Annotated in this window: 18 protein-coding genes; 11 read left to right on the top strand and 7 right to left on the bottom strand. The window is 71.1% G+C overall.

The genetic code is table 11. From position 1 onward, the window contains the following. Positions 1–300: 300 nt before the first annotated feature. Positions 301–990, bottom strand: a complete 690-nt coding sequence (locus ACFQV6_RS32600; protein WP_378031488.1) for a hypothetical protein — start codon at positions 988–990, stop codon at positions 301–303. Between the two features lie 277 nt (positions 991–1,267). Here ACFQV6_RS32600 and ACFQV6_RS32605 point away from each other — a divergent pair, with 277 nt between their 5' ends. Beyond that, positions 1,268–2,602 (top strand): WG repeat-containing protein, encoded by a 1,335-nt coding sequence (locus tag ACFQV6_RS32605; RefSeq protein ID WP_378031489.1) that lies wholly within the window; start codon positions 1,268–1,270, stop codon positions 2,600–2,602. Positions 2,603–2,615: 13 nt separating this feature from the next. After that, a complete protein-coding gene (locus ACFQV6_RS32610) occupies positions 2,616–3,614 on the top strand; it encodes an aldo/keto reductase family protein (RefSeq protein WP_378031490.1) in 999 nt (332 codons plus the stop codon). 36 nt (positions 3,615–3,650) lie between these two features. On the opposite strand, the gene ACFQV6_RS32615 is transcribed toward ACFQV6_RS32610, so the two are convergent. Continuing rightward, the gene (locus tag ACFQV6_RS32615; protein WP_378031491.1) at positions 3,651–4,475 is read right to left on the bottom strand and encodes a site-2 protease family protein; all 825 of its coding nucleotides are present in this window, start codon (positions 4,473–4,475) and stop codon (positions 3,651–3,653) included. 1 nt (position 4,476) lies between these two features. After that, on the bottom strand, positions 4,477–4,674 hold the full coding sequence (locus ACFQV6_RS32620; RefSeq protein WP_378031492.1) for a hypothetical protein: 198 nt from the start codon (positions 4,672–4,674) through the stop codon (positions 4,477–4,479). Positions 4,675–4,756: 82 nt separating this feature from the next. Between ACFQV6_RS32620 and ACFQV6_RS32625 the strand changes: the two genes are divergently transcribed. Next, a complete protein-coding gene (locus tag ACFQV6_RS32625) occupies positions 4,757–6,802 on the top strand; it encodes a bifunctional adenosylcobinamide kinase/adenosylcobinamide-phosphate guanylyltransferase (RefSeq protein ID WP_378031493.1) in 2,046 nt (681 codons plus the stop codon). Next, positions 6,795–7,529: an adenosylcobinamide-GDP ribazoletransferase gene (locus ACFQV6_RS32630; protein ID WP_378031494.1), complete on the top strand. Its 735-nt coding sequence runs from the start codon at positions 6,795–6,797 to the stop codon at positions 7,527–7,529. The genes ACFQV6_RS32625 and ACFQV6_RS32630 overlap by 8 nt, the downstream gene beginning before the upstream one ends. A 135-nt stretch (positions 7,530–7,664) precedes the next feature. Here the strand turns inward: ACFQV6_RS32630 and gcvT are convergent, their stop codons facing one another. Next, the gene (gene gcvT, locus ACFQV6_RS32635) at positions 7,665–8,756 is read right to left on the bottom strand and encodes a glycine cleavage system aminomethyltransferase GcvT (RefSeq protein ID WP_378031495.1); all 1,092 of its coding nucleotides are present in this window, start codon (positions 8,754–8,756) and stop codon (positions 7,665–7,667) included. Between the two features lie 118 nt (positions 8,757–8,874). Here gcvT and ACFQV6_RS32640 point away from each other — a divergent pair, with 118 nt between their 5' ends. Further along, positions 8,875–10,410: a leucyl aminopeptidase gene (locus tag ACFQV6_RS32640; RefSeq protein ID WP_378031496.1), complete on the top strand. Its 1,536-nt coding sequence runs from the start codon at positions 8,875–8,877 to the stop codon at positions 10,408–10,410. 32 nt (positions 10,411–10,442) lie between these two features. Here ACFQV6_RS32640 and ACFQV6_RS32645 read toward each other — a convergent pair whose 3' ends face one another. Continuing rightward, positions 10,443–10,763, bottom strand: a complete 321-nt coding sequence (locus tag ACFQV6_RS32645) for a hypothetical protein (RefSeq protein ID WP_378031497.1) — start codon at positions 10,761–10,763, stop codon at positions 10,443–10,445. Between the two features lie 163 nt (positions 10,764–10,926). Here ACFQV6_RS32645 and lpdA point away from each other — a divergent pair, with 163 nt between their 5' ends. The 6 genes from lpdA (at position 10,927) to ACFQV6_RS32675 (ending at position 17,967) form a co-directional block, all read left to right on the top strand. Further along, positions 10,927–12,318: a dihydrolipoyl dehydrogenase gene (gene lpdA, locus ACFQV6_RS32650; RefSeq protein ID WP_378031498.1), complete on the top strand. Its 1,392-nt coding sequence runs from the start codon at positions 10,927–10,929 to the stop codon at positions 12,316–12,318. Positions 12,319–12,353: 35 nt separating this feature from the next. Further along, a complete protein-coding gene (gene sucB / locus ACFQV6_RS32655; RefSeq protein ID WP_378031499.1) occupies positions 12,354–14,234 on the top strand; it encodes a 2-oxoglutarate dehydrogenase, E2 component, dihydrolipoamide succinyltransferase in 1,881 nt (626 codons plus the stop codon). Positions 14,235–14,322: 88 nt separating this feature from the next. Further along, positions 14,323–15,240 (top strand): TIGR01777 family oxidoreductase, encoded by a 918-nt coding sequence (locus ACFQV6_RS32660; protein WP_378031500.1) that lies wholly within the window; start codon positions 14,323–14,325, stop codon positions 15,238–15,240. Between the two features lie 31 nt (positions 15,241–15,271). Continuing rightward, a complete protein-coding gene (locus tag ACFQV6_RS32665; RefSeq protein ID WP_378031501.1) occupies positions 15,272–17,152 on the top strand; it encodes a DUF2079 domain-containing protein in 1,881 nt (626 codons plus the stop codon). Between the two features lie 21 nt (positions 17,153–17,173). Next, positions 17,174–17,803, top strand: coding sequence for a lipoyl(octanoyl) transferase LipB (gene lipB / locus ACFQV6_RS32670; RefSeq protein WP_378031502.1), 630 nt, complete (start codon positions 17,174–17,176; stop codon positions 17,801–17,803). Then, positions 17,803–17,967, top strand: a complete 165-nt coding sequence (locus ACFQV6_RS32675; protein ID WP_378031503.1) for a peptide ABC transporter substrate-binding protein — start codon at positions 17,803–17,805, stop codon at positions 17,965–17,967. The genes lipB and ACFQV6_RS32675 overlap by 1 nt, the downstream gene beginning before the upstream one ends. Here ACFQV6_RS32675 and ACFQV6_RS32680 read toward each other — a convergent pair. Beyond that, entirely contained in the window at positions 17,964–19,139 is a 1,176-nt protein-coding gene (locus tag ACFQV6_RS32680) for a PQQ-binding-like beta-propeller repeat protein (RefSeq protein ID WP_378031504.1), read from the bottom strand. The genes ACFQV6_RS32675 and ACFQV6_RS32680 overlap by 4 nt on opposite strands. Before the next feature lie 40 nt (positions 19,140–19,179). Beyond that, positions 19,180–20,445 carry an aspartate--tRNA(Asn) ligase gene (gene aspS, locus ACFQV6_RS32685; RefSeq protein WP_378031505.1) on the bottom strand — a complete coding sequence of 422 codons (1,266 nt, stop codon included), beginning with the start codon at positions 20,443–20,445 and terminating at the stop codon, positions 19,180–19,182. Between the last annotated feature and the right edge of the window lie 288 nt (positions 20,446–20,733).

The following is a 20,733-nucleotide window of genomic DNA, read 5'->3' on the forward strand; positions in this document are numbered from 1 at the left end:
GGAGCCGGAACCCGTCGCGCAGGTGTGGGGCGAGGACTTGCAGCAGGCTGGATATGAGCCGGCGGTCGAACCGGTCACCGCGCCGCCGTTCGACTCCGGGGGCGACGTCACACCGGTCACCGGGGCACCCGCTGGCGCACCACAGACGGCGGATGCCGAGGCGAAGTCCGAGGGCGGGGAGGAGCCGCACGGACTGGGCTGGTTGCTGTCCATGAGTGGGTTGGGCGCCACCACGCCGGTTCCCGAGCCCGAGCCGGAACCGGTAGTTGAGGAGGAGAGCCCGGTCGAGGAAGCTCCCGCTCAGCCGCAGGGCTGGTTCGCGCCTGCCATCGAGGAGGCCGACGGCGAGGAGGACGCCTCCGAGGATGAGGCCGTGCCCGCTGCCGCGGAACCGGACGCGATCATCAAGGACGTCCAGCTCGACACTGAGGCCGAGGTTGAGGATCCTGTCTCCGGGGACGGCCAGGCCGGCCTGTACACCGGGGAAGGCTGGTCCGAGCCGAAGCCGCAGTACCCCAGCACGCCGATCAGTGCGGCGCCGATCTCCAGCGTGCCCGTCAGCGCGAGGCCCTTCGCCAGTACTCCGGTGAGCGGCGCACCGGACCCGAGCACTCCGATCAGCGCGGCTCCCGCACCGAGCACCCCCGTCAGCGCCGCGCCCATATCCGCCGCACCCATCAGTGCAGCCCCCGCGCCCAGCACACCCGTCAGCGCTGCACCGGTCAGCGCTCCGCCCACGCCCAGCACACCAATCAGTGCCGCACCCATCAGCGCTGCGCCCATCAGCGCCGCACCCATCAGCGCCGCACCCATCAGCGCCGCACCCGTGTCCGCCGCGCCCGTCAGTGCCGCACCTGCGGTAAGCGCGCCGGTCAGTGCAATGCCCGCGCCGAGTTCGGCCGATGACGCCGGGGACGAGGCGAAGACTGGCTCCGAGACGGTGGAAACGCCGGAAGAGTCAGAGGACGCCGGTGTCGGTGGGGCGGACATGTCCGACAGTGAGGACACGTCGGCCGTACCGGAAAGGGAATCCGGTGACGGTGAGTCGCTCGCTGAGAGTGAGTCCGGCGCGGCTGGCGAGACTGACGGTGATGGCGAGTCGCTTGCGCACAGTGAGAACCGAATAGCCGGCGAACCCACCGGTGACGGTGGCTCGCAGGCTGAGAGTGACTCGGACGCCGGCGTGGTGGATCGGGAGCGGCCTGCGCCTCAGCCTGCGCCTCAGCCTGCGCCTCAGCCTGCGCCGGTTGGGGAGCGGGCTGCGCCGGTGCGGCAGCGGCGGGAGCAGACGGCTGGTCAGGATCAGCGGCGGCGGCGCGATCCGGAGGAGATTCTGGCGGCGTATCCGTGGACGTTCGATCCGGAGACGCTGCGGGAGCGGGTTGATGAGCCTGACCGGTTGTGGGATCTCACGGACCGGCTGACCGACAGGCTGGAGTTCGCCGAGCGGGACAACGTTCGTGCCGGGCTGCTGAGCCTGCGGGCTGTGGTTTCGCGGGTTCTGGGTGAGTTGGACGACGCGCTTGCCGACGCCCGGGAGGCGTTGTTGCACGCGGAGGCCAGCGGGGAGCTGCGTCCGGTTTCAATCGCGCAGGCGCGGCTCGCGCACGTGCTGCAGTGGCGTGCGGAGTATGCGGAAGCGGACCGGCTCTATGAGCAGGCCGACTCCGTCGAGCTGCCGTCGCGGGTGCGTGCGGAGATCCGGGAGATGGCAGGGCGGTCCGCTTTTGATCAGGGGCGGTTCCTGGAGGCGGTGAATCACTTCGAGCGGGCACTGAACGTGCGTGGTGGTGAGGATCCGGAGCTCGTGGAGCGGGTCGAGCTGGCACTCGACGTGATCACGCGGCGCACGGCGGACGGTGGGTGGGGTCCGTATCCGCGCAGCCGTGAGGAGATGCTGGGCCTGCCGGCCGCGCCTACGCCGCTGCATGACGACGGCACCGGGCTCTGGGGGTACGCGGCCGCTGTCGAACCGGCGTATGCCGAGGCGCAGCCGTTCTCGGAGGGTCTGGCATGGGTTCGCCGCCCCGACTCGCCCGCCTGGGAGCTGATCGACCCGAACGGTGACCTGGTGATCTCCGCCGCCGCCGGCTACACGAGCGTGTCCCGGTTCGCCGAAGGGCTGGCCTGGGTCGCCCGCGACGGCGGCTGGGGGGCGATCGACAGGCAGAACCGCCTGGTGGTGCCCGGCCCGTTCGAAGAGGTGCGGCCGTTCCGGCGCGGGATGGCGCTGATCCGGCGTGGCGGCCTGTGGGGTGCTGTCGACAGGCATGCCCGGGTCGCGGTGGAGCCCCGGTTCCGGCATTTCGCGACGGTGCTGCAGAGCGGCGCGACGGTGGACGGGTTCACCGACGAAGGGCTGGCGGTGGTCGACGGCGGCGCCGGGTTCGGCGTGCTGGACCGGACCGGGCAGCTCCTGGTCGAGCCGCGGCACGCCGGTGTGGTGATCCACCCGTCGGCGTTCCTGGTGCGCGACCGGGCCGGCAACTGGGGCGCCCTGGACCGGGAGGGCCGCCCGCTCGTCGACGTGGCACACCGCGATCGTGACGAGGTTGTTGATCACGTACGGCGGCTGCTGCCGGACACCCGGCCGGTGCTGTAAGTAGATTCGGGGCATGGAGCACCGTCATCTCGGCCGTTCGGGCCTGCTGGTCAGTGAGATCGCCTACGGCAACTGGATCACCCACGGATCCCAGGTGGAGGAGGAGGCGGCCGTCGCCTGCGTGCGCGCGGCCCTGGAAGTCGGCATAACCACGTTCGACACCGCCGACGTGTACGCGGGAACCCGCGCTGAGGAGGTGCTGGGCCGGGCGCTGAAGGGTGAGCGCCGCGAGGGGCTGGAGATCTTCACCAAGGTCTACTGGCGTACCGGGCCCGGCCCGAACGACAGCGGCCTGTCCCGCAAGCACATCATGGAGTCGATCGACGGGTCGCTGCGCCGGCTGGGCACCGACTACGTCGACCTCTACCAGGCACACCGTTACGACCACCACACGCCGCTCGAGGAGACCATGGAGGCGTTCGCCGACGTGGTGCACCGGGGCAAGGCGCACTACATCGGGGTGTCGGAGTGGTCGGCCGCGGAGATCCGGGCCGCCAAGCCGCTCGCCGACGAGCTGAAGATCCGCCTGGTGTCGAACCAGCCGCAGTACTCGATGCTGTGGCGGGTCATCGAGGCGGAGGTCGTACCGGCCTCGCAGGAGCTCGGTCTCGGCCAGATCGTCTGGTCGCCGCTGGCTCAGGGTGTGCTGACCGGCAAGTACCGGGCCGGGGAGCAGCCGCCGGCCGGGTCCCGGGCCACCGACGAGAAATCGGGCGCCGGCTTCATCGCCCGCTGGCTCGAGGACGACGTGCTGAACGCGGTCGCGAAGCTTCAGCCGCTCGCCGAGCAGGCCGGGCTGACGATGGCCCAGCTCGCTGTCGCGTGGGTGCTGCAGAACCCGAACGTCTCCGCGGCGATCATCGGCGCGTCCCGGCCCGAGCAGGTGCGCGACAACGTGAAGGCGTCCGGGGTGAAGCTCGACGACGGCCTGCTCAAGGCGATCGACGAGGCCTTGGAGCCGGTGGTGACCCGGGACCCGTCGCTGACGAAGAGCCCGGACAAGCGGCCGTGAGAACAGGCGGGGCCGCGCGGTGCGGCCCCGCCGTCCTCAGTTGCTCCAGAAGCGCATCAGCTCGAAGCCGTACGCGTACAGCCAGGGCGGGACGCTGATCAGGCCGGCCAGCCAGTTCACCAGGCTGTAGAAGTAGTCGCCGACCTGGGTCTGCCAGAGCAGCAGGAACAGCACCAGGAAGCCCCACGGCGCGGCCAGGTTCCAGGCCCGCTGGTAGGCCGGGCTGAAGAACGGCGAGATGATCCCGCCGCCGTCCAGGCCGGGAATCGGCAGCAGGTTCAGTACGGCGGCGGTCACCTGGAGGAACGCGAGGAGCGCCAGGGCCGCCCAGAACTCGACGTGGTCGACGCTGGACAGCGTGTACCGCCCCGCCTCGTTCTGGATCAGCTCCGGTGCCATCCCGGCCAGGAACGGCACCGCCACCACCAGCGCGAGCACCACGTTGGTGAGCGGGCCCGCCGCGCTGATCAGCGAGTCCTTCACCTTGCTGCTGATGTACCTGTGGTCCACCCAGACCGCACCGCCGGGCAGGCCGATACCGCCGAGGATCACCACGACCACCGGCAGCACGATGGAGAGCAGCGGGTGCGTGTACTTCAGCGGGTTGAGGCGCAGGTAACCGCGGTCGGCGACGGTCAGGTCGCCGGAGAAGTAACCGCTGACCGCGTGCGCGTACTCATGGAGGCAGAGCGAGACGATCCAGCCCGAGATGACGAAGAGGAAAACGTCGATCTTGACGTTGCCGAATCGCGTCCACGTCATGACACCGCTCACGGCGAAGACCGCGACGATGCCGACGAAGATCGGGCTGGGAAGGAAGGCGTTCCTCGGCGTACGGGTATAGACGGGTTCGTACGTCACGTCAGTCCGCCGGTGCCAGACTCATCTGGTAGTCGACGCGGTCGTCCTCGACCAGCACGACCGTGTTGACACCCGCGGTCTGCAGATTCCGCCACTCCTGCCCGATCCAGGACTCCGCATCCGCCTGGCTGCTGAACGTCTCGGCCGGCCCGTCGACTGGCTTACCGTCGACGTCCTCGTACCGCCAACTCCACGGCATTGAGCCGCCCCCTCACGTCGTCCGTCGGTGGGCTTCCACCCTACGGCGTCGACGTGTGCGACCCGGCTCTAAGGTACGGGGCATGTCCGAAGATCGGTGGAACACGGTCCTGGTGCTCGGCGGAATCCGCTCCGGCAAATCCGCGTTCGCCGAATCCCTGGTGGCAGACGCGCCCTCGGTGCGTTACGTGGCCACCGCGGCCGGCGGCGAGGACGACCCGGAATGGCTGGCACGGATCGAGGCGCACCAGCGGCGCCGCCCGCAGGCCTGGTCCACCGAGGAGACCGGTGCGGACCCGGCACGCCTGGCGGTCCTGCTCGGCGAGGCCAAGCCGGACGAGACCCTGCTCGTCGACGACCTCGGCGGCTGGGTGGCCGCGGTGCTGGACCCGGCACGCCAGCCCAACGACGACGAGGCCGACGTTGCGGCGCTCGCCGCCGCGGTGCAGGCCTGCGAGGCGCGATTGGTGCTGGTCAGCCCCGAGGTGGGGCTGTCGCTGGTGCCGGTGACGCCGGTCGGGCGGGCGTTCGCCGACGCCTTGGGTACGACGAACCAGGCTCTCGCCGAGGTCTGTGACGGTGTGGTGCTGGTCGTGGCGGGACAGCCGACGTGGCTGAAGCGTGGAGTCGCGGCCGCGGAAGCCGCCGCGGCGTCGGACCCGGTCACGCCGTCGCGGCCGCCGGCTGTGCTGTCGACAGCGCCGCCCGCGGTGGCCGCTCCCCCGCCGCCTCCGATGACCACGCCGGGCGCCGCCCCGGTGGCCGCCCCGGCCGCTGCCACGGTGACCGCGCCGGTCGCCGAGGCGGTTGTCGTGGTCCCGGCCGGTGAGCCTGCTGTCCGCTCCGAGGGGACGGCGGACGTGGTGGCGGGTACGACCGGTTCGGCGAACCTGGCGGCCGTTCTCGGCGAGCAGACCACGGCGCTGCCCCTCGTCGCCTCCGGGCTGACCGAGATCAAGGTCGGCATGGACCTTCCGCTGCCGAGCAGCGACGCCGGCCCCGACGCGCGGGACCGGCTGCCCGGACTCGACCTGCCCGGCGCCGGGCTGGGCGCGCTCGGCGAGGCGATCGAGTTCGCCGCCAGCACCCAGGACACGATGAAGCCGTCGCCCTGGTCCGCGGTCCGGGTGGTGGTGATCGCCGGCCGGCACGCCGGTGGTGCCGCGGCCGGGGCGGACCCGTTCGACGTGGAGCGCCGGGTCGGCGAGGCTGAGCAGGGCACCGGTCTGCTGGGCCGGCTGGCGGCGCAGGCCGGCGCGGACATCGCGGTGCTGCGTACCGCCGACGCGGGCGCCATGGAGGACGGCCCGGTCACCGACGACGCGACCGTGGAGGCCGCGCTGCGCGAGGGCTGGAAACTCGCCGACGCGGCCGCCGACGCGGGCAAGGAAGCCGTGCTGCTGGCCGGCCTCGCACCCGGCCTGGAGGCGGTCGCCACGGCGGTGCTCGCGGCGACGACCGGCGCCGAGGCGGTCGCCGTGCTGCCCCGGGTGCTGCTGCCGGGCGGGCGGTTCGACGACAACGCGTGGATAGTGCGGTGCGCTGCCGTACGCGACGCCCTGCACCGCATCCGCCAGGAGTCCCGCGGCGCCACCGACATCCTTCGCGAACTGGGCGGCCCGGACCTGGCCGTCGCCACCGGTGTGCTGCTCGGCGCCGCCGCCCGCCGGTTGCCGGTGCTGCTGGACGGTCCGCTCGGCATCGCGGCGGGTCTTGTCGCCCGGGATCTGGCCGCGCAGACCCGGCACTGGTGCCTGCTGCCCGAGCAGGGCACGCTCGCGCTGGTCAAGCAGGGTGCTGATGTGCTGGGGCTGACCCCGGTGCTGGAGATCGGCCTGGATCTGGGCGAAGGGGCGAACGCGCTGGCCGTGCTGCCGGTCCTGCGCACGGCGATCGGCCTGTCGTCCGCCCTGCCGGTCCATCCGGTGCTGCTGGGTGAGCAGGGGGACGGCGGCCTCGACACGGACGCCGGCGACGAGGCCGAGACCCTCACCGAGCCGGAACCACAGCCGCAAACGGAGCCGGAACAGCGGACGGAGGCGGAACAGCGGACGGAGGCGGAGGCGGAGCCGCAGCAGGAGGAGACGGAGCCGGGGCGTTCGGGGCCGGCCACCAGCACGGGTGCTTGACGGCCTCAGGCTGGCGGTCACCACCCTGACCGTCCTGCCGCTGAAGGCGGGCCGGGTCGACCGCTTCAGCGCCGCCGTAGCCATGGCCGTCGCGCCGCTCGTGGGCGCGCTGCTCGGCCTGGTACTGGCAGGTGTGCACGAAGGCCTCGACGCCGCCGGATCACCTGCGCTGGTCGCCGCCGCGGTGACCGTCGGTGCCGGCGCGCTGCTCACCCGCGGGCTGCACCTGGACGGGCTCGCGGACACTGTGGACGCGCTCGGCTCCTACCGATCGGGCCCCGCCGCACTGGAGATCATGAAGAAGCCGGACATCGGCCCGTTCGGTGTGGCGGCTCTCGCGGTGACCGTTCTAGTTCAGGCCGCGGCGCTCACCGAGGCCGGCCACTGGGCGGTGGTGACGGCCTGGGCAACCGGTCGGCTCGCTGTCACGGTCGCCTGCCGCCGGGGCGTTCCCGCGGCGCGCCCGGAGGGCCTGGGCGCACTGGTGGCGTCGACCGTGCCGCTCTGGGCCGTGGTGACGGCCGCGATCGCGGTGACGGGCCTCGCCACCGCGGCCGTTCCGGGCCGTCCGTGGCAGGGGCCGGCTGCCGTCGCCGTCGCACTGTTGGCGGTGCTCGTTCTGGTGCGTCATTCCGTACGCAGATTCGGCGGCCTGACCGGCGACATCTTGGGCGCCGCCGTCGAACTCGCCACAACAGTCACCCTGGTCACCCTGACCCTCGGCTGATCCACGCCACCACAGCACGCGAGCCCTCGTCAACGAGATCTTGAGGCACCAGGCGCACCGTTACGGCAGAACTCCTCATGATCGGGAGCCGTCGCCCTCGAGTGCTCTGCGTCGGTCGTACGATAAAAATGCCTTTCAGCGAACCGAAGGCGTGACGAATGGCGGCTTGACGATGCGCGCCTCGATCCGCTTGCCGCGGATGTCGACCTGGACCAGATCACCGTCCGCGAGACCCGCCGCGGTGTCGAGCAGGGCCAGCGCGATACCCACCTTCTTCGTCGGCGAGAAGGTCCCGCTCGTCGTCTCGCCCACCAGGGCGTCCCCGGCGTAGACCTGCATGTGACCGCGCGGGATGCCACGGCCGGTCAGTTCGAGTCCGCGCAGCTGGCGGCGGGCCCCGGCGGCCTTCTCTGTGACCAGCGCTTCGCGGCCCCAGAAGGCCGGCTTGTTCCAGCCGACCGCCCAGCCGGAGCGGGCCTGGACCGGGCTGATGTCAAGGGTGAGCTCCTGGCCGTGCAGGGGGTAGCCCATTTCGGTGCGCAGGGTGTCGCGCGCGCCGAGGCCGCACGGGCGCACACCGGCCTCGATGATCGCGTCCCAGACCGCGCCGGCGCCGTCCCAGGGAACGACCAGTTCGTAGCCGTGCTCGCCGGTGTAGCCGGTGCGGCAGACGACCAGTTCGGTCCCGCCGACGGCGGCCGGCGCGAACGACATGTAGCCGTGGTCGGTGGGCAGGCCGAGCTTGCCGAGGATCTCCGCGGACTGCGGGCCCTGCACGGCGAGGACGGCGTGTGACCGGTGCTCGTCGGTGACCGTGATGCCGTCCGGGGCGGCCTCGGTCAGGCGGCGGACCACCTCGGCCGTGTTGGCGGCGTTCGGGATGAGGAAGACGTGGTCGTCGCTGTGCAGGTAGGCGATCAGGTCGTCGACCACACCGCCGGAGGAGTCGCAGCAGAGTGTGTACTGCGCCTTGCCGGGCGCGATGCGGCCGAGGTCGTTGGTGAGGCAGGAGTTGACGAAGCTCGCGGCGCCCGCACCGCTGACCCGGGCCTTGCCGAGGTGCGACACGTCGAAGACGCCGGCCGCCTCGCGGACCGCGGCGTGCTCGCGCAACACGCCGCCGCCCGCATACTCCAGGGGCATGTCCCAGCCGCCGAAGGAGGCGAATTTCGCGCCCAGGGCGACGTGTCGATCGTGCAGTGGGGACCGGAGAAGCTCGGCAGACATGAGACTCAACTTACCGCTGACCTTGAGCATCTATAGAGTCGCGGTGACAACACCTCTTTCCCAACAGCCGGGACCGCACTACCCGTGACATCCCGGCTCGACGTCCCGGAGTGCCCGAGTGACTCAGCCCAGTCTCAGCCTGGTCGACAGCGACCCGGCCGAATTGGCGGTCGATGCCATCGTCATCGGCCTGCACAGCCAGCCCGAGGAGGACGGCGCCCTGCTGCCGGCCGCCGGAGCGGAGAGCATCGCCGCGGCGTTCGACGGCAAGCTCACCGCGACGCTGGCTCTGCTCGGCGCGAGCGGCGCACCGGGTGAGGTGACCAAGCTCGCCACGCTGGGCACCATCGCGGCGCCGCTGGTGGTCGCGGTGGGTCTGGGCAGCGAGCCGAACGGGCCCGCCCCGGAGCTGGAGACGCTGCGGCGCGGCGCCGGCGCGGCGGTACGCGCCCTCGCCGGCAGCGGCACCGTGGCGCTCGCCCTTCCGCTGCCCGACGACGCGGACGCCCCGCCCGTGCTGCGCGCGGTGCTGGAGGGCGCCCTGCTCGGCTCCTACCGTTTCGCCGGCTACAAGACGAAGCCGCAGAAGGGGCGCCGTGACCCGGTCGCCGCGCTGCAACTGCACGTCCCGGACGCCGCCGACCCGGCCGCGGCCGCCGAGATCGAGCGCGCCCAGGTGGTCTCCCGGTCGGTATGCCTGACCCGCGACTGGGTCAACATGCCGCCGAACGAGCTGCGTCCCCCGCACTTCGCCGACCTGGTGTCCGAGGCCGCCACCGAGGCCGGCCTGGCCGTCGAGGTGCTGGACTTCGACCAGTTGAAGGCCGGCGGCTACGGCGGCATCGTCGCTGTCGGCCAGGGCTCGGAGGCCCCGCCGCGCCTGGTGAAGCTCACCTACACGCCGTCCGGGGTGGCCGACCCGAAGCGGGTGGCGCTCGTCGGCAAGGGCATCACGTTCGACACCGGTGGTGTCAGCATCAAGCCGGCCGCCGGCATGTGGGAGATGAAGTCCGACATGGCCGGAGCGGCAGCCGTCGCCGCCACGATGCTCGCGGTCGCCGCGCTCAAGCCGGGCGTCGCGGTCTCGGGTTACCTGGCGATCGCCGAGAACATGCCGTCCGGGTCGGCGTACCGGCCGGGCGACGTGATCACGATGTTCAACGGCAAGCGGGTCGAGGTGTTCAACACCGACGCCGAGGGCCGGATGGTGCTGGGCGACGCGATGGCCCGGGCGTGCGCCGACGGCACCGACTACCTGTTCGAGACGTCCACGCTGACCGGCGGCCAGGTGGTGGCGCTGGGCAAGCGGATCGCCGGGCTGATGGGTTCGGCCGAGGCCACCGCGCTGGTGCAGGCGGCCGGCGACGCGGTCGGCGAGCCGGCCTGGCCGATGCCGCTGCCGGACGACGTCCGCAAGGGCATGGAGTCGGAGATCGCCGACATCTGCCAGACCAACTCCAGCCTCGACCGGGCCGGGCACATGCTGCAGGGCGGCGTCTTCCTGCGGGAGTTCGTCGCCGATGGTGTCGAGTGGGCGCACATCGACATCGCCGGCCCCAGCTATCACAGCGGTGAGCCGAACGGTTACTGGACCAAGGGCGGCACCGGGGTGCCGGTCCGCACGTTCCTGAAGCTCATCGACGACCTGGCGTGACCCGAAAATGATCTGCCGGCGCCGCCTCACCTTCAACTGGGGCGGCGCCGCTGCCGTTCGTTGTAGTCGCGCATCCGCTGCGGATAGCCCAGCAGGCGGACGTCGTAGATCGGCAGCGAGAGCTGGTGCGCGAAGCGGCGGGCGATCTCAGGTGACTCGATGCGCCGCCTGGTCCACTCGCCGTCGTGCGCGACGAGCAACATGGTGGTCTCGGTCACTGTCGTCTGTGGCTCGACGAAAGCCTCGACTCCGCGCCGGGACCTGATGAATTGCGTAAGATGCTCGAGATCGGCCTTGTCAACGGGTCGTCCACCAGGCCGGCCCGATGATGGACGTCGCCGAAACCAAGCCACTGCCGCTCCTCACGCTCGATGCGGCAAGGGTACGTCGCCACGACGTGTCGTGGGGCACCTGACTGCATTGACCGGGTCCGGAAGTGACAAGATGTCGGTGACGGGACTGTGACCGTTTCCATTGTGTGACCCACATGGCGACGATGCGACTACTGGAGTCAACGTGAGCCAGCCCAACGGCGGAACCTTCGACATCGTCATTCTCGGCGCCGGCAGCGGTGGTTATGCGGCCGCGCTGCGTGCGGCCGAGCTGAACCTCTCGGTCGCCCTGATCGACAAGGCGGAGCTGGGCGGCACGTGCCTGCACCGCGGCTGCATCCCGACCAAGGCGCTGCTGCACGCGGCGGAGATCGCCGACCAGACGCGCGAGAGCGAGCAGTTCGGCATCAAGGCGGACCTGGTCGGCATCGACATGGCCGGGGTCAACTCGTACAAGGACGGCGTGGTCGGCCGCCTCTACAAGGGCCTGACCGGCCTCCTGACCAACAACAAGAACATCACTGTGGTGTCCGGCGAGGGCAAGCTCGTCAGCAAGGACACCGTCGAGGTCGACGGCCAGCGATACACCGGCCGCAACGTCATCCTCGCGACCGGCTCCTACTCGCGCTCGCTGCCCGGCCTGGAGGTCGACGGCAAGCGGGTGCTGACCAGTGAGCACGCTCTCACGATGGACCGGGTTCCGTCGTCGGCGATCGTGCTGGGCGGCGGCGTCATCGGCGTCGAGTTCGCCAGCGTGTGGAAGTCGTTCGGCGCCGACGTGACGATCATCGAGGCTCTCCCCCGGCTGGTCGCCGCGGAGGACGAGGACATCTCGAAGCAGGTCGAGCGCGCCTTCCGCAAGCGGAAGATCAACTTCAAGGTCGGCAAGCCGTTCGAGAAGGTGGAGAGCACCGAGAACGGCGTGCGGGTGACCATCGCGGGCGGCGAGACCCTCGAGGCCGAGGTGCTGCTGGTCGCCGTCGGGCGTGGCCCGACAACCGCCAACCTGGGGTACGAGCAGCAGGGCGTCACGCTCGACCGCGGCTTCGTGATCGTCGACGAGCGCCTGCGCACCGGTGTCGGCAACATCTTCGCCGTCGGTGACATCGTCCCCGGCCTGCAGCTCGCGCACCGCGGCTTCCAGCAGGGCATCTTCGTCGCCGAGGAGATCGCCGGCCTGAACCCGGCCGTGATCGACGAGGCCGGCATCCCCCGCGTCACGTACTCGGACCCCGAGGTCGCGTCGATGGGCTTCACCGAGGCGAAGGCCAAGGAGAAGTACGGTGACGACAAGATCTCGACCTACAACTACAACCTCGGCGGCAACGGCAAGAGCCAGATCCTCAAGACCGCGGGCTTCATCAAGCTGGTCCGCGTGAACGACGGTCCGGTCGTCGGCCTGCACATGGTCGGTGCCCGGGTCGGCGAACTTGTCGGCGAAGCCCAGCTGATCTACAACTGGGAAGCGTTCCCGGAAGAGGTCGCGCAGCTCGTACACGCCCACCCGACGCAGAACGAGGCGCTGGGCGAGGCCTTCCTCGCGCTCGCGGGCAAGCCCCTGCACGCGCACAGCTGATCTTTCTTTTACTGCGTTAAGGAGTTTGGGGAAAAATGCCGGTATCGGTAACCATGCCGCGGCTGGGTGAGAGCGTCACCGAGGGCACCGTCACGCGCTGGCTCAAGCAGGAGGGCGAGCGCGTCGAGGCCGACGAGCCGCTGCTCGAGGTTTCGACCGACAAGGTCGACACGGAGATTCCGTCGCCGGCCGCGGGTGTGCTCACCCGGATCGTGGTCGGTGAGGACGAGACCGCCGAGGTCGGCAGCGAGCTGGCCGTGATCGCGGGCGAGGGCGAGGACGCCGGTTCGTCGGAGCCCGCACCCGCCCAGCAGCAGGAAGCCCAGCAGCAGGAAGCGGAGCCGGAACCCGAGCCCGCCGCGCTGAACACGCCGTCGACCGAGAAGCCGGTCGAGGACGAGGCTCCGGCGCCGCAGACCGCCGCCCCGTCCGCCTCGTCTGAGGGCGGCGCCGCCGAGGGCACCGCGGTGAAGATGCCGGCACTGGGTGAGAGCGTCACCGAGGGCACCGTCACCCGCTGGCTCAAGCAGGTCGGCGAGACCGTCGAGGTCGACGAGCCGCTGCTCGAGGTCTCCACCGACAAGGTGGACACCGAGATCCCGTCGCCGGTCGCCGGCACCGTCCTGGAGATCAAGGTCGCCGAGGACGAGACCGCTGACGTCGGCGCGGAGCTCGCGATCATCGGCGCCGAGGGCAGCGCACCGGCCGCACCGCAGCAGGAAGCACCCCAGCAGGAGGCTCCGAAGCAGGAGGCTCCGAAGCAGGAGGCTCCGAAGCAGGAGACCGCACCGGCTCCGCAGCCGCGGGTCGAGTCGGCTCCGGCACCGGAGGTCGGCGAGTCGTACTCGACGCCGTCCCCCGCCGCGGAGACAAAGCAGCCGTCCGCCCAGCCGGCGTCGGCCCAGCCCGCACCCGCTCCCGCCCAGCCGGCAGCGCCGGCCGCCGAGACGGTTCAGGCGAACGGTGCCGGCGACGCCGGTTATGTGACGCCGCTGGTCCGCAAGCTCGCCGCCGAGAAGGGCGTGGACCTGTCCGCGCTGACCGGCACCGGCGTCGGCGGCCGCATCCGCAAGCAGGACGTGCTGGACGCCGCGGAGAAGGCTGCCGCCGCCAAGGCTCAGCCCGCACCCGCACCCGCTGCCGCCCCGGCCGCCGCGGCACCGAAGCCGGCCGCCAAGCCGGCGCCGAGCCCGCTGCGTGGCCGCACCGAGAAGCTCACCCGGACCCGGGCCACCATCGCCCGGCGCATGGTCGAGTCGCTCCAGGTGTCGGCGCAGCTCACCACGGTCGTCGAGGTGGACGTCACCAAGATCGCCCAGCTGCGGAACAAGGCGAAGGCCGACTTCCAGACCAAGCACGGCGTGAAGCTCACGTTCCTGCCGTTCTTCGCCCTGGCCGCGGTCGAGGCGCTCCAGCAGCACCCGGTCGTCAACTCGTCGATCGACCAGGAGGCCGGCACGGTCACCTACCACGAGGCCGAGCACCTGGGCATCGCGGTGGACACGCCGAAGGGCCTGATCGTCCCGGTTCTCAAGGACGCGGGCGACCTCAACCTGGCCGGCCTGGCGAAGCGGATCGCCGACGTCGCCGACCGGACCCGGAACAACAAGATCGGCCCCGACGAGATCTCCGGTGGCACGTTCACGCTGACCAACACCGGCAGCCGGGGTGCCCTCTTCGACACGCCGATCATCAACCAGCCGCAGGTCGGCATCCTCGGCCTCGGCGCGGTGGTCAAGCGCCCCGTGGTCGTGAACGACGCCAACCTGGGCGAGATCATCGTGCCCCGCTCGATGGTCTACCTGGCACTCAGCTATGACCACCGGATCGTGGACGGCGCCGACGCCGCCCGCTTCCTGGTCACCCTGAAGGAGCGCCTCGAGGGCGGCAACTTCGAGGCCGACCTCGGTCTGTAGCACCTGTCGGCAGAAAAACCGGGGGCGCGCCGTGTGGCGTTGCCCCCGGTTTGTTTTACGAAGGGCGATCTCCGGGAAAGAATGAGGTATGCGGATCGTCATGGCCGGGGCCTCCGGGTTCCTCGGCACCCGGCTCGCGGACCGGCTCCGGCGCAGCGGCCACGACCTCACCCGACTCGTTCGCCGCCCGTCCGCGGGCCCCGGCGAGGCCACCTGGGACCCCGCGCAGGGCCGGCTCGACCCGGTGCTGCTCGCCGGCGCCGACGCGGTGATCAACCTGGCCGGCGCCAACATCGGTGACCGCCGGTGGACCGCGAGCTACAAGCGGGTGCTGCGATCCAGCCGGATCAACACCACCGACACCATCGCCAAGGCGATCCGGCAGCTGCCGGACGACGAGCGACCGCGCGCACTGCTCCAGGGCTCCGCAGTGGGGTGGTACGGGGAGACCGGCGAGCAGGCCGTCACCGAGGAGGGTTCGGCCGGCACCACGTTCCTGGCCGACCTGTGCCGGGTGTGGGAGGCCGCCGCCCGGCCCGCCGAGGACGCCGGCGTCCGCGTGGTGCTGCTGCGCACCGCCCCGACGATCGACGCCTCGGGTTCCCTGCTCAAGCCGCTGCTGCTGCCGTTCAAGCTGGGCGCCGGCGCGCGCATCGGCGGCGGCCGCCAGTGGATGGCGTGGATCTCCCTCGCCGACTGGCTGAACGCCGCGGAGTTCCTGCTGGAGCGCGAGGACCTCAGCGGCCCGGTCAACCTGGCCTCGCCGCAGCCGATCCGCAACGCCGACTTCACCAGGGTGCTGGCCGGCCAGTTGAAGCGGCCCGCGCTGCTGACCGTTCCCGGTCCCGCGCTCGACCTGGTGCTCGGTGAGCTGGCCGGTGAGGCGCAGCGCAGCCAGCGGGTGCTGCCGGGAGTCCTCTCGGCAGCCGGGTTCGCCTGGACGTATCCGAGCATGGAGGAGGCGCTGAGGGCGGCGCTGCGGCCGGGAGCGGCGATGGCTCCCTGACTTACGGCGGGCTCTTGCTAACCTGCGCCTGATGTCAGTCGCCGCCCCCACCTCAGCCGCCCCCACGGACCCGCCCTCCGAGCAGGCGGACACGCCGCTCCGGGCCCGGCCGTGGCGTGCCCACCTGACCGTCGCCCTGATCGCCCTGGCACTCGCGGGCTACGTGACGAACGGTCTGTGGCGCGATCCGTACAACCACGTGCTCTCCGACAACGTCGGCGACCAGGCGTGGTTCGAGTGGCTGCTGGCCTACGGGGTCCACATCCTCGGCACCGGCGCCGACCCGTACTTCGCGGACGTGATGAACGCTCCGCTCGGCGTCAACCTGGCGGCGAACACGTCGATCACGGTGTACACCGTGCTCTTCGCGCCGCTGACCTGGCTGGCCGGGCCGCAGATCAGCTTCGTGACGATCCTGACGCTGAACCTGGCCGGGTCCGCCTTCGTGTGGTACCTGTTCCTGCGCCGCTGGCTGGTGTCCAGCACGTTCGCGGCGGCGCTGGGCGGCCTGTTCTGCGGCTTCGCGCCCGGGTTCGTCTCGCACGCCAACGGCCACCTGAACTGGACGGCCGGCTGGATCGTCCCGGTGGTGCTCTGGCGGGTGCTGAAACTGCGGACGCCGGGGCGCTGGCTGCGCAACGGCATCGTGCTCGGCCTGCTGCTGGCGATGGGCTTCTCGATCGCACCCGAGGGGTTGTTCTACACCGCCCTGGCCAGCGGCGTCTTCATCGCCGCGTGGTCGCTGGCCGGCCCGGTGCGGCAGGAGGCCATCGCGGCCGTGCCGACCGTGCTGCGGGCGCTCGGCGTGACCGCTGTGGTGGCCGGGGCACTGCTGGCGTACCCGCTCTACATGCACTTCGCCGGGCCGCTCGCGTTCAAGGGGACCGGCTTCAACCAGCGGTACTTCGTGGAGGACGTGGCGTCGTACCTGTCGTACCCGAGCCGGTCCCTGGCCGGCCTCCTCGGGTTCGGCTCCGACCTCGGACCCAACCGGACCGAGGAGACGTCGTACTTCGGCGTACCCCTGATCGCCCTTCTGCTTGTCGCCTTCCGGCTGCTCTGGCAGCAGGCCGGGCCGGGCCGCCGCGCCACCCTGCGCGCGATCGCCGTGGTCGGCGTGTTCTTCCTGGTGCTCTCCTGGGGCCCGCGGCTGAACTGGATGGGCGACGAGATCAACATCCCGCTGCCCTACGCGCTGCTCGCCCACCTGCCGCTCTTCGACTCGGCGCTGCCGCTGCGCTTCGCGCTCGCGCTGGCCGGCGTCTTCGGCATCCTGCTGGCGCTGCTGATCGAGCACATGGTGACGAACCGGGCGAACATTCCGGCCTCGATGCGGCTCGCGCTGGGTGCGGGGGTCGCGGTGGCACTTCTGCCGATCTTCCCCCTTCCGGTACGGCATCAGGAGCGCGCGCCGGAACCCGGGTTCATCAGGAACGGCACCTGGCGCCAGTACGTCTCGGACGACGGTGTGCTCACGGCTCTCCCGTTCGCCCTGAACGTGCACGCCGACGGGCAGCGCTGGCAGGCGTACACGATGGCCCGTGGTGGTGCGCAGTTCCGCATCCCGGACGGCTACTTCCTCGGCCCGCAGACCACCGGCGAGGAGGGCCGCAAGCTGGTCGGCCGGATCGGTGCACCGCCGCTCTCCACCGACTGGCTGTTCACCCGAGCCGCCCTGTACGGCTACGTGCCCCGGCTCAGCAACATCGACCGCGACCAGGCCCGGCGTGACCTGGAGTACTGGGGCGTCGAAGCGGTGTTCCTGGCCGACGAGATCACCGGCTCGGACCATCGCATCCTGTTCCGGTCGGCCGTCGAGACCACAGCGATCGAGCTGTTCGGCCCGCCCGAGCGGGTGGACGACGTCCTGGTGTGGCGCATCCGTCCCGGAGTGGATCCGGTCGATCGCTGAGGCCGGAGTTAGGCTTCCGCTGTGACTTCCTCTGTTATCACCGTCCTGCGCCCCGGGCTGGTCGACTACCGGGACGCGTGGGAGGAGCAGAAGCGCCTGCACGAGGGCGTGGCTGACGGCTCCCGGCCGGACACCGTCCTGCTGCTGGAGCACCCGAGCGTCTTCACCGCGGGCAAGCGCACCGAGCCCGCCGACCGCCCGTTCGACGGCACGCCGGTCGTCGACGTCGACCGTGGCGGCAAGATCACCTGGCACGGCCCGGGGCAGCTGGTCGGCTACCCGATCGTCCGGCTTCCCGACCCGGTCGACGTGGTGGCCTACGTCCGCCGGACCGAACAGCTGCTGATCGACGTCTGCGCCGAGTTCGGCGTGGCCACCGAGCGGGTCGAGGGACGCAGCGGCGCCTGGGTCCGGGCGACCGACGGCGGCCTCGACCGCAAGATCGCCCAGATCGGCATCCGGGTGTCGCGCGGCGTGACCCTGCACGGCTTCGCGCTGAACTGCGACTGCGACCTGGCCAACTTCGACCGGTTCGTCCCGTGCGGCATCCGGGACGCGGGCGTGACCTCCCTGAGCGCCGAGCTGGGCCGCCCGGTGACGGTCGCCGAGGTGCTGCCGGTGGTCGAGCGACACCTGCCGACGCTGTTCTGATGGCGCTCTATCGCGATCCCCGTGACAAGCGGGTCTTCGTACCGAAGAAGGGCGGTGGGGTGGTCCTCAACTTCGGCCATCCCGTCGCCTGGACGATCCTGGTCTGCACGACGATCGTCCCGTTCGTCATCGTCGCCGCCGTCACGCTGATGGTGATCCTTTAGCGGGGCGTCTCCCAGACGGTGAAGGCTCCGGCCGCCACCGGGCAGCCCAGGAAGCGCCCGGCGGTGGTGCAGCCGAACGGGATGACACCGGGCACGCTGCCCATCACCCGTCCCGACCGGAGACCGGTGATCCACATCTGGCCGTCGGCGAACCGGAGCATCAGGTCGCCGACCGGACGGCCGCGGCCGAGCTCCCGTACCGTCCGCCCGGTCACCGGATCGAGCACGACGGCCCGGCCGTCCGCGCCCACCGCAACCCCCTGGCCGTCCGCGCGCACCGCGGCGGGCTGGTGGTAGCTGGTCCAGACGGCGGTCCGCCAGCGTTCGTCGCCGGTGGCCGGGTCGAAGGCCGCCAGCCCGCGGGAGTCGGTCACGCAGAGCAGGCCGCCGCAGGGCTGCATAGTCTCGGGAAAGGGCGTGGTCACCTCCCAGAGCCGTTCCAGGTCCGGCAGCCGCAGCGCGAGCAGCCGCGCGGCGCGGGAAACGAGGACCCGATCGCCAATGATCATCACCATCCCGTCGAGGACGTCCAGCTCGCGGGTAGCCAGGATCCGGCCGCTCGCGGTGTCACGCAGCACGGTGTGGCCGCCGTAGTCCGCGGCAACCAGGTATCGCCCGGACTCGTCCAGGAACGCGACGTCCGGCTGCCCCTCGACCGACCACAGCTTCCGCCCCGACGCGAGGTCGGTGAAGGTGGTCTTCGCGCCCCACTCGACATCGTCGTACGACAGCAGCACCCGCTCGCCGACCACGATGGCCGAGAAGGCCGACCTCTCACTCCATCGAACCCGGCCGTCGCGTGCGTCGAGGACCGTGATCGCCGCATCGGACACCACGACCAGGGTTCCACCGATACTGCGCAGGGTCACCTCGCCGTTCGGTGCCCGCGCGCTCCACGACTCCCCGCCCTCGGTGAGCGACCGGGCCCAAATCTCCACCACCGCGTTCTCGCCGGTCACGGCTTGCGCGGTGTAGAGCGCCGACTCCGTCAGCAGGCTCGCCACGACGGCGCCGCCCGAGGAGGCGACCTGGCGCACCTTCCCCGGTTCCGGCACACCGGCCGCCCCGCCCAGCATCAGGAGCAGCACGGCGGCAGCCACCGCGCCGAACCATCGCCGGTCGACGGGCGGTGGCGGGCGCCGCGCCGGTGGCGCATCGAGATCGATCAGCACCGGCACAGTCGACCCGCCCCCACGTCAAACCGCTGTGAAACTACGGCGCGATCCGATGCAGGTCACGCGGGAACGCGGTGACCTCCCGGACGTTCGCCAGGCCGGTCAGCCTGGCCACGAACCGCTCGAGACCGATCGCCCAGCCACCGTGCGGCGGCATCCCGTAGAGGAAGCCGTCGAGATAGCCCCGATAGGCCTCCACCGGCTCGCCCGCCGCGCTCAGCGCCGCGACGTAGTCCTCGTAGCGGTGCAGCCGCTGACCGCCCGTGACGATCTCCAGACCGCGAAAGAGCAGGTCGAACCCGTTCGAGTACGCGGGCCGCCCCGGGTCCGGATGGGTGTAGAAGGGCCGCTTGCGCATCGGATAACCGGTCACGAAGACGAACTCCGACCCGTGCTCCCGCCGCGCCCACTCCCCCAGCGCCCGTTCGTGCGCGGGCGCCAGGTCAGGCTCGTCCGGCGGCGCACCGGCGATCCGCAGAGCCTCGGTGAAGTGCACGGCCGGGACCTCCGCCGGGACCTCGGGTGTCCGATGGCCCGTACGCGCGGTCACCTCGGCCAGCATCCCGCGCACCACCAGCGTCAGCGCCGCCATCACGTCCCGGTGGTCGGCGATGAAACCCATCTCGGCGTCCAGCGACGTGTACTGCGCCAGATGCCGCGCGGTGTCGCTCGGCTCCGCCCGGAACACCGGCCCGACCTCGAAGACCCGCTCGAACACACCGACCATCAGCTGCTTGTAGAACTGCGGCGACTGCGCCAGATAGCCCGGCCGCCCGAAATAGTCGAGCCGGAAGACACTCGACCCCGACTCGGTCGCCGAACCCACGATCTTCGGCGTCTGGATCTCGACGAACCGCTGCGCTTCCAGGGCTTTGCGGAAACCCGCGGTCGCGGCGGCAGCGATCCGCAACGTCGCGGCCCGGCTCGGGTGCCGCAGGGCAAGAGCAGCATGGTCGAGCTGGGCGGGCAGGCCCGCGGTCAGCGTCGGCCGATGCAGTTCAAACGGCAGCGGTACGCCCACCGCACTCAACTCTCGGACCTGTGGCCCGGTCAGCTCCACACCATTGGGGGCCTGCGGGTTCGCGGTGACGACAGCGGTCACCTCGACGACGCTCTCCTCGGCGAGCTGCTCCAGCTGCGCCCGGGTCGCCGGGTCGGTGACAACCACCTGGCTGAGCCCCGCGGCGTCCCGGACGATCAGGAAGGCCACCGATTTGAGCAGGCGGCGGCGGTGGATCCAGCCGGCGATCGCCACTTTTTCGTGGACGTGCTCGGACAGCTGGGCGGAGAGGATGCGTTGCATGGCTCGTACCTCCTCGGGATTCTGCAACGCGGCCCCAGGGAGGTGCGGGCGAGCGGGAATCCTCGCGGTACCACCGCACCTTCACGCCTCGTAAGTCTTGAGGCGCCTCTTTTCGTGCTCGGCTCCGGGTGTCTTCACGCTCCGGCACCGGGCCGCCCTTCGCAGCTCCCGGGTGGCTCTCTCGGCCGGTGTAATCAGAGCGTTACTTGGTCCCATCAATGCCGTGGCGGGGACGTTAGCAACTTTCGTACCGGTGTGCACACGATTTGGTTCCGGGCCGGTGAGGGC

The sequence above is a fragment of the Actinoplanes sp. GCM10030250 genome, assembly GCF_042666575.1.
Taxonomy (GTDB): Bacteria; Actinomycetota; Actinomycetes; order Mycobacteriales; family Micromonosporaceae; genus Actinoplanes.